The organism is Chryseobacterium sp. 22532 (assembly GCF_052044665.1).
Taxonomy (GTDB): domain Bacteria; phylum Bacteroidota; class Bacteroidia; order Flavobacteriales; family Weeksellaceae; genus Chryseobacterium; species Chryseobacterium lathyri.
Window position 1 is genome coordinate 47,116 of record NZ_JBQENJ010000007.1, and the last position, 13,813, is coordinate 60,928.

The window sequence follows — 13,813 nt, forward strand, 5'->3', positions numbered from 1 at the left end:
TTCGTGTGTAATTATTTAAAGACAACATCCGAAAATGATAACGGACACATAATCAAGGTGACAAATATAGCCAGTATGATCAAAACCAGCTGGTACTGATAATAAGTCTTCTCTTTATCTTCTTCTTTCACTTCAAAAGTAAATCTGATCTTGTCCGGTTTTCTGATAGTCATCCAGATAAAGATCAAAATAACGAGGTTCAATACAATAGGTGCAAAAAGAAACAGTTTGCTTCCGAACCCGTCATTCTTGCCTCCATATCCATGAATAGGGATAACATCAGGAATAGAGCTGTACTTTGTAAGCAGGTAGATTGTGTAAACAATAATTATGATAAAGGGAATGCAGAACAGCAGTTTTATATGTTTGGGAATCATTTTAGCTTCTTTAGAGTTTTCTTCAGGTACTTTTCTACATTTTGTCTGTCCGGAACTGTGGTAATTTCTTTAGTCAGGGCTTTTTCAAATTCAGTTTTCGCTTTTGAAAATTCGTTAATACCCAAATAATATCTTCCAGCCTGATAATAGACCAGCCAATAATCCGGGTTCATAGATTGGAAATAAGGAATAAAATCATCACTTAATGCCATCTTTTTGTTGTCTATAGCATTGCTCACTTCTGACCCTAACATCTTAGATATTTCATAATTGTTGAATTCTTCCGAATCTGCAAAAAGATCTCTGGCGATATTCAGTGCTGTTTTTGCCTTTAAACTTTCTTCCAAATTTTTTCCGGAAAAGATCTCATTCAGATCATAACAAACAAATTCTCCCAGCTGATAAGGGTTTGAAGAAACCCACACCAGTCTTTTTTCAGGTGAAAAAATGACCGCATGGTGAGCCAGAAGCTGATTGATCGCTTTTTCATTCCCGTAGCCGATCTTTTGGTCCTTTAAACCAGATTTATCCCTTAAAATGGCCGCCATTTTTTCAGGGTTGAGCTTTTTCTTTTCCTGAAGAAGCTCCTGAAGCTTTTCATACCGGTACTCGGAGTGGCTTTCTATAATATGCTTCTGATTTCTTTTGTCATCTTTATAAGCTTCGGACTGGAAGTGGTTGGTACAAAGCACTCTGCTTATATTTTCCACCTTGTAAACCCCAAAATTATCAGGAGAGACCTCAATGATCACAGCATTTTTATCATGAGCACTTCCAACCAGAATGGATTCGGAAACAAAAACTTTTCTTTTTCTGGCAATAGCAATGGCCTCCTCAATATTTTTCGCATACTGCAGAATTTCCCGTGTCACAAGAGAAATTGGGGTCTTAGCAGTGAGTGGGATTCTAGATTTTCCTGCGTTAATTGTCACTGTTATCCCTTCTTTATTCATCCCGGAAACTACACCTATCATTCCCGGCCAACTTACGGACATATATGGAATTCCGGCTTCCGGTTCTACAAATTCGATTAGCTTATTTTTAGCAAACTCATCTCCTACATAAAAATCGAAGTTTCTTCCGATGAGCAGCTGCCCATCTTCTGTATTTTCATTCCAGACGGCCAGGGAAGTACAGCCTACCATAGCAAGATCCTGCATGGCATGTCCGATATCGTGAGCGCCGTGAAGATAGAGGTTCCGAAGATATTTTGGGGCAATAAAATTGTATTTATCCGAAGAATACTGTGACAAACCGTACAATTCTGCCTGATAGTCTTCCCTTACATTCAGGTACATTTTCCTGTTATACCATTTTAGAAATCCCCTAAGGAGTTTTTGTTTAAATTTTGATGGAACAAAACCTTCCACTTTAGAGAAGAAAATTTCTTCCTGTTGCTGCATCAGGCTTTGGGTTAAAGCTCCGTTATTATATCCGAGCTGCAATGGATTTCCTTTAATATAAAGTTCCCAAAGCTGCTGTTTATTTTTGGTTAAATAATTCCGGTTGAAGCTGAACGTAGAATCATTGATCTTATTGATCTTTGGTATCTCCAGCGTATAGCTGCTTACCTCCGGAATATGATGAACCGATTTTGAGATTCCACAGGAAATAAGGGAAAGGATAAGGATCAATTGAATTCCCCGGAATGCCATAGTGAATCTGTTATTTTTTTTCATGGGTATTCATCATTTGTTTCAGGCGTTCATCTACAATTTCTTTTCCGAGAATTTCTGCACAGGTATTAAATGCCCCGATCGTTACCCCCAGAATTCCATGCATGTTGACAGACTGTCCTGTCAGGAACAGATTATCGGTCTTGGTACGGGGTGAGACCATTGTTTTAAGCGGATTATCCGAACTTTTCATGTATCCGTACATATTTCCTTCAAAGCTGCCAATATAGTCCCTGTAAGAGAGTGGCGATGAAGTATAGATGCTTTTGATGGAGTGTCTCAGGTTCGGAATTTTCTTTTCTAATGCAGAAATCATTTTTTCTGCTTTTTCCAGCTTGAAATGTTTGTACTTTAATCCTCTATCGTGTTTTTCGGCAACTGTATTTACTGTTTTTTCCCAATCTTTAATCTCATCAAAATCCATATAGGAGATCGCAGTAAGGCTTTCCGCATAATCGGGATAATGTTTTGAGGGCGTGGAGGAAAGCATATAGGTTTCCGGCCAGCTGTCTTTGCTGTAACGGAATGCATTCCAGACCATTTCTTCGGATGAATAATGGTATATGTTATAATTAAAATTTGGCAGTGACTGTGGTTTTAAAACCAGATAAACACTGAAACATGATGAAACAGGTTCCCAGCTCATTACCCGGTTCAGGAAAGATTTCCTCAGTTTTTCTTCTCCAATCAGCTTGATGAAGGAACGGATTTCTATGTTTGAAATAAATTTTTTCGCTGCATATTCTTTTCCAGATTTTGTTGTAACGGAAGACAGCACTCCGGCTTCATCGAAAATAAATCCGGAAACCTCGGAATGTTTATGCACTTCTGCACCGTATTGGCGAAGTTTTTTGATCAGGAGTTTGGTGATCTGGCTTCCTCCTTTAACACATTTGTAGGCACTCTGAATATAGGAGTTTACAGTCAGTGCATGAACATAGAATGGTATATTTTCCGAGTCTCCGCCATATAAAAAATTGGAACCCAGCAATACAGCCTGCAGTTTTTTATCCTGGGTCACAGACTCTATGAATCTTTTGGTATTAAGATGGAGGATCTCTTCATTATAGCTGTCTTTTCCGATCACCTGATATCTCGGAAACTGTGCACAGACATATTGGATCTCTTCGCAATAACTTTCTAAATTCTGTTTTTCGTTGGGAAAATAGGCTGCGAGCTGTTCAATAAAATTTTCATAACCCTGTGCATGAGGATATTCGACATTTTCTTCACCAAAAGAGATCTTATCGTAGCCGTCTTCATTCATTTGATGAAGTTCCAGATCATCCATAATCTCAAGATAGGAAAAGAAATGATGGAGATTCTGTCCTTTTGAAAGGCCGCCCAGATAATGAACTCCAGTATCGAAGATGAGCTTTTCCCTTGAAAAAGTCTGCAGATTTCCTCCATACTGGTTATTTTTTTCCAGGACACAGACCTTCAGACCTTCTTTCGCCAAAATTAGAGCCGAAACAAGACCTCCCAATCCGCTGCCGATCACAAGTATGTCGTATTTTTTATTCAAAAGGAGAAAAGCTGTGTTTTTATTTCAAAAATTAAGAAATCCAGAGATTACAAAGCAATACCTGAACCTGAATGAAAGGTTCATCTATCTAATTCCTGAATTTATTTAACAATTTGAGTTTATTAATTAGTTTTCAGGGATAAAATTAGAAAAATTAATCAATATCATCCCAAAAATCGAAATAATTGAACCATTGAAGGGGATATTTTCTGATCATGGTTTCAAGATTCTGAACATAAGAATTGAGAAGTCCCTGAGAATCACGGTTTTTAATATTTTTCGCAACCCTTGCGTATAAGTGGTAATGAAGTTTTTTTTCTTTCATCACATACACATAAACCACAGGAACACCTAAACGTGAAGCAATAAGGAACGGACCGGCCGGAAATTTTGCACTTTTCCCCAGCAGATCGGCTTCGAGGTATTTCGAACCTTCGAAATAACGGTCTCCTGTAAAACAGATCAGCTCATTATTTGACAAAGCCTGATTGATCTCAAAGATATGCGACATATCGTCTTTGACATAGATAAACTTAATATTACTCTGTTTTACAGCAACGCTTTCCAGGTATTCTTTAATGACCGTCACTTCCTGGTCTGTAGTGACAAGATTGATCTGGCAATCGAAATCAATGTCAGCAAAGAAATGTTCTGCTATTTCAAAATTCCCGATATGGGCACTGATAAGGACACCTCCTTTCTTTTCAGCCAGAAGATTGGTGAGATTTTCAACGCCGTCAAATTCGTAGGTATATTTCTCTCTTAAACCGGCAGAAATTGCCGTTTTATCAATCAGTACTTTTCCGAAGGTAAAATAGCTTTTAAATACGGAAGCTTTTGATTTCCAATATCCGTAATCCAGTCTTTTCTGAAAATAGTAAAAGATGTAACTGTTGCTCTTTTTCAGGAATAAAAAATAATAGGAAGCTACGAAATAGAGCACAACATATGAACTCCGGATCCCGATATTTCTAATACACCACACGAATATTTTATATCCTAATATGGTTCCTTTAGATTTACCTTTCCACTTGTTCATAAGTCTAATTTATCAATGTAACAGTGTACCAATGTAAACAATACTATTACTGCATTTATTCACCATTGGTACACTGTTACATTATTACATTGGTATATTATTAAAGAATAAAGTTCAATCGATAGCTATGCGTTTTTTTCAGCGATTTTTTGTTCAATAGTAGTATAGAAGTCATCAAATGTGACCATTTTTTTGAAATCTGCCTCTCCTAATTTTACTCCAAAATTAGATTCGATAACCACAACCATATCAATATAGTCCAGACTGTCAAGTCCAAGCGTCTTTTTCAGATTGGCATCATTGCTGATCTCATCACCATCCACTTCGAATTCGTTTACTAAGAAATCATTAACGATGTCAACAATTTTTTCCCTTTCCATGTTTTTAATCAAATTTTTTAACTATTAATGCGGAGTTGGTTCCCCCAAATCCGAAAGAATTTGACAAAAATACGTCAATTTTTTGATTTTTCGTTTTTGAGACCAAATTTATCTTCTTCGCCTCATCGTCAGGGTTTTCCAGGTTAATGTTGGGTGCAACGAAATCGTTCTGCATCATCAGAATTGAGTAAACGACTTCACTTGCGCCTGCCATCCAGCATTCATGACCAGTCATGGACTTGGTAGAACTTACAGGAACATCGCTTCCGAAGATCTCGTATATCGCTTTGGCTTCATTGGCATCACCAATGGGTGTGGAAGTCGCATGAGCATTGATATAATCGATATCCTCTGCTTTTAATCCTGATTGTTTTAAAGCCCTATCCATCGCTAAAGCCGGACCGTCTACATTAGGGGTTGAGATATGTCCTCCATTGGAAGAGAAACCATAACCCACTATCTCTGCAAGGATAGTTGCTCCCCTTTTCTGGGCAGATTCTAAGCTTTCTACAATAAGGCTGGCTGCTCCCCCGCTTGGAATAAGCCCGTCTCTTCCGGTATCAAAAGGTCTTGATGCTTTTGTAGGCTCATCTTCCCTTACAGAAAAAACACCGAGACCATCAAAGCTCGCCATTGAATATTTGTTGGTTTCCTGGGCTCCTCCACAGATGATCATATGCTGAAAACCGTTCCTGATCATCATATAAGCAAGTCCTAATGAATGTGAACCGCTGGCACACGCTGCACTGATGGTAAGATTAATTCCTTTCAGCTTAAAGATGGTTGAAAGGTTCATCGTTACGGTAGAGTTCATTGATTTGAAGATCGCTCCCGATCCCATCAATGTGGTATCTTTCTTTTCTCTGGCAATGTCGATAGATTCTACTACTGCCTGAGAAACGCTGTCGTTTCCGTATAAAATACCTACTTCATGGCTGTCCAGGAAATCCTGGTCTATACCTGCCTGTTGAAGCGCATCACTGGTCGCAAGGTAAGCATATTCGCTTTCCTCACCCATGCTTACACGCTGGCGTCTGTTGAGTAGATTTTTAAGATCGGGCTTTGGTACTACACCTGTAAGGCCTGACCTAAACCCGAATTCTTTTCTTTCCTGTACTAAAGCAATACCGGATTTTCCTTGATATAGGGATTCTCTGACTTCTTCCAAAGAGGTCCCGATGCAAGAATAAATTCCCATTCCGGTAATTACAACCCTATTTTCCATGAGTTCTATTAATTTAACAATGTATCAGTTTAACAAGGTAACAATCTAATTGAGGTCACAGCACTATTGTTACACCGGTACATTGTTATATTGTTACATTATTTAAGAGTAAATTCCTCCGTTTATATTTACTATTTCCCCGGTAATGTATGAAGCTTTTCTTGAAGCTAAAAATGCTACTAAGTCTGCCACTTCTTCTGCTTCTCCAAATCTGTTGGCCGGGATCATCGCTTTAAGCTCGTCTTCATTAAAATCCTGGGTCATATCTGTTCTGATGAATCCGGGAGCTACTGCATTTACCGTAATATTTCTTTTCGCAACTTCCTGAGCTAAAGCTTTTGTAGCACCAACTAAGGCTCCTTTTGCTGCAGAATAATTGGTTTGTCCCGCTGTTCCTTTTACTCCGGAAACGGAAACCATATTGATGATTCTTCCGTATTTATTACGAAGCAGTTTCTGGATAAAGAAATTAGTTACGTTGAAAAAACCATTCAGACTTGTATTGATCACACTGTTCCAGTCTTCACTCTGCATCCACATGAATAATCCGTCTCTTGTAATTCCGGCGTTGTTTACGATCACCTCAACAATGGCATCAGGATTATTATCCTGCCATTGTGTCAAAACATTTAAGCTTTCTTCAGCATTGGCTACATCAAATTTAAGGATCTCTCCTGTAGCTCCCAATTCCTGTACTTTAGCCAAAGTTTCTTTAGCCGCTGCCTCGTTTGAAGCGTAGTTGATGAGTATATGATAGTTTTTTTCTTCCGCCAGTTTTATACAGACCGCTCTTCCAATTCCCCTGGAGCCGCCTGTGACAATTGCACATTTCATGTGTTAGTGTTTATTTAGTTTTAGTTTTTTCCGCTAATTTAATCCTCAAGTGTATAACAATTCATTATCACTGATAATTACATTGCCTTTAAATACTTTTTCACTTCCTCCAGGTAAGGATACATCACCATATCATCAGAGAATGCAGGAATAATCTTTCTTATCTCGTCATACAGCTCTTTGGTAGAAGACGAAACTTTATCCTGAAATCCAAGATATTCAACAGCCTGGATGATTGTAATTGCTTCAATAGCCAGCACTTCAAATGCATTCTCGATTACTTTTCTGCAGATCACTGCTGCATTGGTCCCCATGCTTACAATATCCTGATTATCATTATTATTAGGTATACTGTGTACATACATGGAATTTGAAAGCATCTGACTTTCCGCCGTTGTAGATGTTGCTGTAAACTGAACACCCTGCATCCCGAAATTGAAGCCTAATTTACCTAAATTTACAAAAGGAGGCAATATTTCGTTGATCTTTGCATTTAAAAGGTAGTTCAACTGCCTTTCTGCAAGCATCGTAAGTTTGGTAACAACAATTTTCAGCTTATCCATTTCCAATGAAATATAATCTCCGTGGAAATTTCCGCCGTGGTATACATGCTTGTCTTTTACATTGATGATCGGGTTGTCATTCGCTGAATTGATTTCATTTTCAAGAACGTTCTCAGTATATTCCAAGGTATCCAAAACCGGACCTAAGATCTGGGGAACACATCTTAAAGAATAATATTCCTGGACTTTTTCCTTAAATACTTTTTCCTGCTCTTCAAAGTGGGTATAAAGATGGTCCTCTCTTTTTCTGATCAGTTTGCTGTCTGCCAAATGAGCACGCATTCTTTCGGCTACTTTCTGCTGACCGTAATGTTTTTTTGTGCCGTTCAAAGCTTCTGATAAATGATCATCATAAGCCTGAACAATCTCGTTGATCGCACAGGAAAGCCTGATTGAAATATCCGTTAACTGATTGGCTTTATATGCATTAACAATTCCTATTCCGGACATTACAGAAGTTCCGTTCATCAGGGCAAGTCCTTCACGGATTTCCACTGTGATCGGTTCTAATCCTTCTGTTTCAAAAACTTCTTTTGTTGCTTTTCTTTCTCCTTTGTAAAAAACTTCACCTTCCCCGATCAGGACCAAAGCAAGGTGGGCAAGCTGGACTAAATCACCACTAGCACCTACTCCTCCGTGTTCAAAAATCAGCGGTGTAATATCTCTGTTGATCAACTCTTTAAGCAAATGAATAACAGACTGGTGTACCCCTGAATTTCCAAGAGAAAGTGTATTAAGTCTCGCCAGCATACAGGCTTTTACTTCCTGGGCGGGCAGCGGATTTCCGATTCCTGAAGAGTGGCTTCGGATCAGGTTATACTGAAGCTGATGCGTATCTTCATCACTGATTTTGAACTGAGCCATCGGCCCGAAACCGGTATTGACACCATATATTACTTTATTTTTCGAAAATTCCTTTAAAAACTGAAAACTTTCTTCCACTCTGTCCAAAAGTGATTCATTCAGCTCGATTTTTTCGTTTTCAATGATAATTTTTTGAAAATCCCTCAGTTCTAAAAAGTTATTTATTTTCATCAATTAAAAGTAATAGTTGCTAATTTTGTAAAATATTAATTAATTGTCACTAATTTTGCGGCAAAGATAGAAGTTATTATTAAAATAAAAAATCAAGATGAGTAAAGAATTTGTTGATGTTCTCGTAATCGGTGCTGGGCCTTCCGGATGCGTATCTTCTTCATACTTAAAGAAGAACAATGTCAACGTGAAAGTTGTTGAGAAGACAAAATTCCCCAGACTGGTCGTTGGTGAAAGCTTAATTCCCAGGGTAATGGATCATTTTGATGAAGCCGAACTTTTTCCGGCTTTGGATAAAATGGGCTTTGAAAAAAAGCTGGGAGCACGTTTTTTACGAGGCGATGAAGTATGCATTTTTGATTTTAGTGACAAGTTCGGGGAAGGCTGGGACTGGACCTGGCAGGTTCCGAGAGCTGATTTTGATAATACTCTGGCTCAGGAAATTATCAATAAAGGCATTGATCTGGAATTTGAAACAGAAGTTATTGATATTCAGTTCAACGGCACAGATTCTATAACCACCGTAAGAAATAAAAACGGTGAAACGAAAGAGATCCACTCTAAGTTCGTAATCGATTCTAGTGGCTATGGAAGAGTACTGCCAAGACTTCTTGATCTTGAAAAACCTTCAAAACTTTCTCCGCATTCTGCTATTTTCTCTCATGTAGAAGATATTAACAGAGAAGAAGGTCAGGAAGGCACTTTAATTTCTTTTGACATCATTGAAACCGAAGTCTGGCTTTGGGTAATTCCTTTTTCCAACGGAAACACGAGTGTAGGTATTGTAGGTCCTACAGAATATATTGAAAGATTGTCTGAAAATGGGGATGTAACGGAAGCATTAAGGAAAGCTATTTCCCTTTCTGATTATTATGTAAAACGTTTTGGCCATGTAGATTTTATTTTTGAGCCAAGACACCTGAAAGATTATTCGTGCTCGGTAAAGCAACTGTTTGGTGACGGATACGCCCTGACAGGAAACGCTTCTGAGTTTCTGGATCCTGTATTCTCGTCGGGAATGGCATTTGCTACGGAATCGGGTATGCTTGCTGCAAAACTGGCTTTAAGACAGCTTAATGGTGAGAAAATCGACTGGCAGAAAGAATACAGTGATTATATTCTTTACGGTGTGGATGTTTTCACGACTTACGTAAAGGAATGGTATACCGGAAATCTGCAGGAGTTATTTTTCCACAGGCCTGAAAATGAAGATGTAAAGCAGAAAATATGTGCGGTCTTAGCAGGCTATGTCTGGAACAAAGACAATCCTTTTGTAAAAAAACATGATACGGTTATTAAAAATCTTGCCAACCTCATCAAAACAGAGAGACAGCAGGAACAACCATAAAAAAGCGGTCTGAAAATTTCAGACCGCTTTTTGTTTTATTTAATTGCTTTTTCAAATATATTATAAAAAAGCAATCAATTATTGCTTTTTTTCTTTGTAGTGGTTTGCTTTCAGAGCCAACATTTTAGAAGTTTTTGCATAGCATTCTGCGATCCGGTCATTATGGTTGGGAATTCCTATCACATTATCACCTGTTGCTCCCACTCCTTCAACAACCAGTAAAACATGACCGGGATTATTTGTTTCTACAAAGGTCATTCTGGAATCCAATTTTGCAGGCTCGTTGACAACCCCGGCAAACCATCCCTGGGAAATCCATGTAGGCTCTACAATAAGGGTATATTTTGTCTGCTCAATGTTTGTGGCAGCCTTTATATCGATATTTTTATTCCATGAAGCCAAAAATTTATCCGGAAAACTTTTTTCTTTTGAATATTCCCAGTCTTTTCTCCATTTTTCAGATTCTTCTTTACCGCTGGTCTGCTCAATATCCTCCATCCTATCTTTGATATACTGATCCTCACTGATCTTCTTTTTCGCAAAAGTAACGCCATCAAATTTGAAAATTACTTTGATGAATTTCTGATCTTTCAGGAACTTGTAATCTCCGGAAACAACTCTTACCCTTTGAGCCATAACACCGGCAGAAAGAGCAATTAACAAAAGAAATAATATTTTTTTCATCCTCTGGTCTTATTATCTTAAATCTATAAATGTGATTGGTTTTCTGCTGTTCGGATTAAAAACAGTTTTAGACAGAATATCAAAATCTACGATTTCAATTTTAGGACTTACCCTCAGTTTTGCCCTGAAATGATCCCGAACTTCATTAACGAAGGTTTCATGGTCCTGATCTGTGCTTAGTTTGATGATAATTTCATCCAAACCGATTTCATTCGACTGAATAACAATCTGATAGCATAATATAGTATTAAAATCATTTAAAATATCATTCATTGCAGGCGGATACAATGTTGTCCCTTTGTACTTGATCATCTGCTGTTTTCTTCCGACAACGGGACCAAGCCTCATGGTATTTCTTCCACAGCTGCAGGGCTCGTAATGCGCCTTTACGATATCTCCTGTTTTAAAACGCAGCAAAGGAACAGCCTCAACACCTAAAGTGGTGATCGTCAGTTCACCGTTCTCTCCTTTCTGCACAGGATTTCCGTTATCATCAAGAATTTCCGTGATAATCAATTCCGGGTGATGATGGCCTCCGATCTGGAACTCGCATTCCGTGAAGGCTGTGCTCATTTCTGTAGAAGCATAGGTTGAGAATAACTTAATATTCCATTTCTCTTTGATTTTCTGCGAAAGAATATTGTCTGTAAAATCCTGATTTTTGATGCTTTCACCAATACAAACTGCTCCGTAGACACTGGAATTTTTATAGTCCAATCCATGTTTTTCGGCATAATCAATCATCTTCAAAAGAAAAGACGGAACTGTGATGAGGTATTTAGGTTTGTACCTTAGAATAGAATCCCACTGCAGCTCCGGAATACCGGGACCCATTCTTACCACGCTGGCACCCATTTTTCTTAGTCCCAGAAAATAGGCAAGACCTGCCATAAATCTTTTATCGATTGTGGTAATCATCTGCACTACGTCTCCTTTCTGAATTCCGGCGCAGGCAAATGAAATGGCTTCATTATAGGCCAGTCTTTCAAGATCACTGTCTGATAATCCGAAAGTTACCGGATCACCCAAAGTTCCTGAAGTGGTGCTGTAGTCTACAATTTTATCCGGTGAAATACAGAAAAAATCATGATTATGTTCCTGCAGGTCATTTTTTGTGGTGGTAGGAATTTTTTGCAGATCTTCTAATGTCTGAATATCCGAGATATTGATACTGGTCTCTTTAAACAGTCTCTGATAAAAAGGCGAATGGGTTTGAAGATACGTTAACAGTTCCTGGAGCTTATGCTCTTGAAACTTTTTAATGTCCTTAAGGTCTGATCTTTCGATGTCCGGATAGAATTCCAATGATTTAATTTTAAGGAACAAATTTATTTAATTAAAATTAAACGTTTGAATGAATAAAAAATTAAAAACAGGAACCCGCAATATTCTACCTCTGAAAAGTAAAAGTCTGTATATTGGTATTTCCGGCCGTATTGGTTATTGTTACTTTTAAAGTGTGTGAACCTGAGCCTTTGGGACATTTTTCATCAAAAACATAGATAAAGTCATCTTTTACCCGGGCAAAGCGAAGCCATTTCCCGTCCAGTTCCGCACGAAATGATATGATGTCACCAATTTTAGTTCTCCCATTCAGTCGTAAAGTGTTGTTTTTCATAAGTGCTTCGTCCTTCCAACCTGCAGAGACAGATGGTAAACTTTGATCTAACAAGAGAGTTGCTGTTCCCAACCTGTTAAACTCTGCTTCTACTTTATCACCGCTCCATTTTCCTTTGACAACATCCGTATCACTTCCATAATCAAACAAAACAACTGTTCTTTCTTTTTCTTTATCCGATAATTTTCTGTTGGGCTTTATTTTCAAAGTATAACCATCATGAACCGGAATATATGGAGTATGTAGAATAACAGTGTTGGAAACAGCATCTGCATTGGAGCTTAGCTTTTCATCCATCTTAAAATTCACAGCATCATACAATGCATTTTTGCTGAGACTGATTTCGGCATTTCCCGTACTTATTGTTTTTGCTTCATCCGGTTTCACCAATTGATCCGAAGAAGTAACCTGCTGCGAATTTCTCGCATAACGGACTTTTGTAATCAGCTTACTTGTATTTCCATTGACGTCCTTTAAAACAATCTCAATATTGTGAACACTGTCATCCTCGAGGTGAATAATTCCTGTTTTACCGGATAAATTGTAATTTTTCAGTTTCATTCCCGGTAATTCAGATAAATGCTGGATGCCCATTTTATCTCTTGAAAACTTTGTGTAATCTATACAGCCATTAATATATCGGGTATCGTCATAGCTCACTTTATCAATGGAAAAGCTATAGATCAGCTGACCATCCATCAACAGCTCTGCCTGATAAATTCCAAGATTAAACCCCTGATTGGCTTTATCCACAGCTTTAACCGCAAAGCTTATTTCCGGTGAAGTAACCTGAATAACATCTGTTGTATATCCATTTCCGGCTTTTTTAACTGAAATTCCATTTGCACCAGGCTCATAGGTACTGAAACGACGGTCATACCAATATAGCCCGCTGATCGAAGGAACAACACGGTCCGGAATATTAAAGCCAAAAAGCAAAGGATTAATACATTCTTCCGTTTTTGTATCTCTTATCTCAAAATGTAAATGCGGTCCTGCCGAACCTCCGGTATTTCCACTCAAAGCAATGAGCTGACCTTTAGAGACGGGAAACTGTCCGGGAGAAAAAGTGATATCCTGTTCCCATTTTTCGTCTTTATATTGTCTTTCTTTTACATATTCGTCCAATTTATCGAAGTATTTATTTAAATGTGCATATACTGTGGTATAACCATTCGGATGGGTAATATAAACAGCATTTCCGAAGCCGTATCGTTCCACTTTTATCCTGCTTACATAACCGTCTGCAGCGGCAACAACGGATAGGTTTTCCTGGCTATTGGTTCGCAAATCCAAACCCATGTGAAAATGATTGGAGCGCACCGCTCCAAAGTTGGCAGCCAACTGCATGGGAATATTCAGAGGGTTCCTAAAATAATTTTGTGGATAATTAGTCTGAGCACCTATTGTTATTATATTGATGAAACAGATGACGAATAGAATTTTACATAAGTTTTTCATACAGCATTAGGGTTTGAGGTTATTTAAAATTAAGAAATTTTACATAAT

The 13,813-nt window shown here is 38.2% G+C and carries 12 protein-coding genes; 1 reads left to right on the forward strand and 11 read right to left on the reverse strand.

Annotated elements, in window-relative coordinates:
• Positions 1 to 11: 11 nt before the first annotated feature.
• From ACTJIV_RS18230 to ACTJIV_RS18265, 8 genes are all read right to left on the reverse strand, one after another.
• Positions 12 to 377, reverse strand: a complete 366-nt coding sequence (locus tag ACTJIV_RS18230; RefSeq protein WP_336378159.1) for a DUF1648 domain-containing protein — start codon at positions 375 to 377, stop codon at positions 12 to 14.
• A complete protein-coding gene (locus ACTJIV_RS18235) occupies positions 374 to 2,056 on the reverse strand; it encodes a C45 family autoproteolytic acyltransferase/hydolase (RefSeq protein ID WP_440629064.1) in 1,683 nt (560 codons plus the stop codon). The genes ACTJIV_RS18230 and ACTJIV_RS18235 overlap by 4 nt, the downstream gene beginning before the upstream one ends.
• Entirely contained in the window at positions 2,043 to 3,578 is a 1,536-nt protein-coding gene (locus tag ACTJIV_RS18240; RefSeq protein ID WP_440629065.1) for a phytoene desaturase family protein, read from the reverse strand. The genes ACTJIV_RS18235 and ACTJIV_RS18240 overlap by 14 nt, the downstream gene beginning before the upstream one ends.
• Positions 3,579 to 3,732: 154 nt before the next feature.
• On the reverse strand, positions 3,733 to 4,617 hold the full coding sequence (locus ACTJIV_RS18245; RefSeq protein WP_111958635.1) for an LpxL/LpxP family acyltransferase: 885 nt from the start codon (positions 4,615 to 4,617) through the stop codon (positions 3,733 to 3,735).
• Positions 4,618 to 4,742: 125 nt separating this feature from the next.
• A complete protein-coding gene (locus tag ACTJIV_RS18250) occupies positions 4,743 to 4,997 on the reverse strand; it encodes an acyl carrier protein (RefSeq protein ID WP_034727052.1) in 255 nt (84 codons plus the stop codon).
• A 4-nt stretch (positions 4,998 to 5,001) separates the two neighbouring features.
• A complete protein-coding gene (locus tag ACTJIV_RS18255; protein ID WP_440629066.1) occupies positions 5,002 to 6,222 on the reverse strand; it encodes a beta-ketoacyl-[acyl-carrier-protein] synthase family protein in 1,221 nt (406 codons plus the stop codon).
• Between the two features lie 102 nt (positions 6,223 to 6,324).
• The gene (gene fabG, locus ACTJIV_RS18260; RefSeq protein ID WP_111958631.1) at positions 6,325 to 7,056 is read right to left on the reverse strand and encodes a 3-oxoacyl-ACP reductase FabG; all 732 of its coding nucleotides are present in this window, start codon (positions 7,054 to 7,056) and stop codon (positions 6,325 to 6,327) included.
• A gap of 77 nt (positions 7,057 to 7,133) precedes the next feature.
• Positions 7,134 to 8,654, reverse strand: coding sequence for an HAL/PAL/TAL family ammonia-lyase (locus tag ACTJIV_RS18265; RefSeq protein WP_174772323.1), 1,521 nt, complete (start codon positions 8,652 to 8,654; stop codon positions 7,134 to 7,136).
• A 97-nt stretch (positions 8,655 to 8,751) separates the two neighbouring features.
• Between ACTJIV_RS18265 and ACTJIV_RS18270 the strand changes: the two genes are divergently transcribed.
• Positions 8,752 to 10,002, forward strand: coding sequence for an NAD(P)/FAD-dependent oxidoreductase (locus ACTJIV_RS18270; RefSeq protein WP_440629067.1), 1,251 nt, complete (start codon positions 8,752 to 8,754; stop codon positions 10,000 to 10,002).
• Between the two features lie 78 nt (positions 10,003 to 10,080).
• Here ACTJIV_RS18270 and ACTJIV_RS18275 read toward each other — a convergent pair whose 3' ends face one another.
• From ACTJIV_RS18275 to ACTJIV_RS18285, 3 genes are all read right to left on the reverse strand, one after another.
• Positions 10,081 to 10,686, reverse strand: coding sequence for a hypothetical protein (locus ACTJIV_RS18275; RefSeq protein WP_440629068.1), 606 nt, complete (start codon positions 10,684 to 10,686; stop codon positions 10,081 to 10,083).
• Positions 10,687 to 10,698: 12 nt separating this feature from the next.
• The gene (locus ACTJIV_RS18280) at positions 10,699 to 11,991 is read right to left on the reverse strand and encodes a phenylacetate--CoA ligase family protein (RefSeq protein ID WP_440629069.1); all 1,293 of its coding nucleotides are present in this window, start codon (positions 11,989 to 11,991) and stop codon (positions 10,699 to 10,701) included.
• A gap of 85 nt (positions 11,992 to 12,076) precedes the next feature.
• Entirely contained in the window at positions 12,077 to 13,765 is a 1,689-nt protein-coding gene (locus ACTJIV_RS18285) for a M23 family metallopeptidase (RefSeq protein ID WP_440629070.1), read from the reverse strand.
• Positions 13,766 to 13,813: the final 48 nt, after the last annotated feature.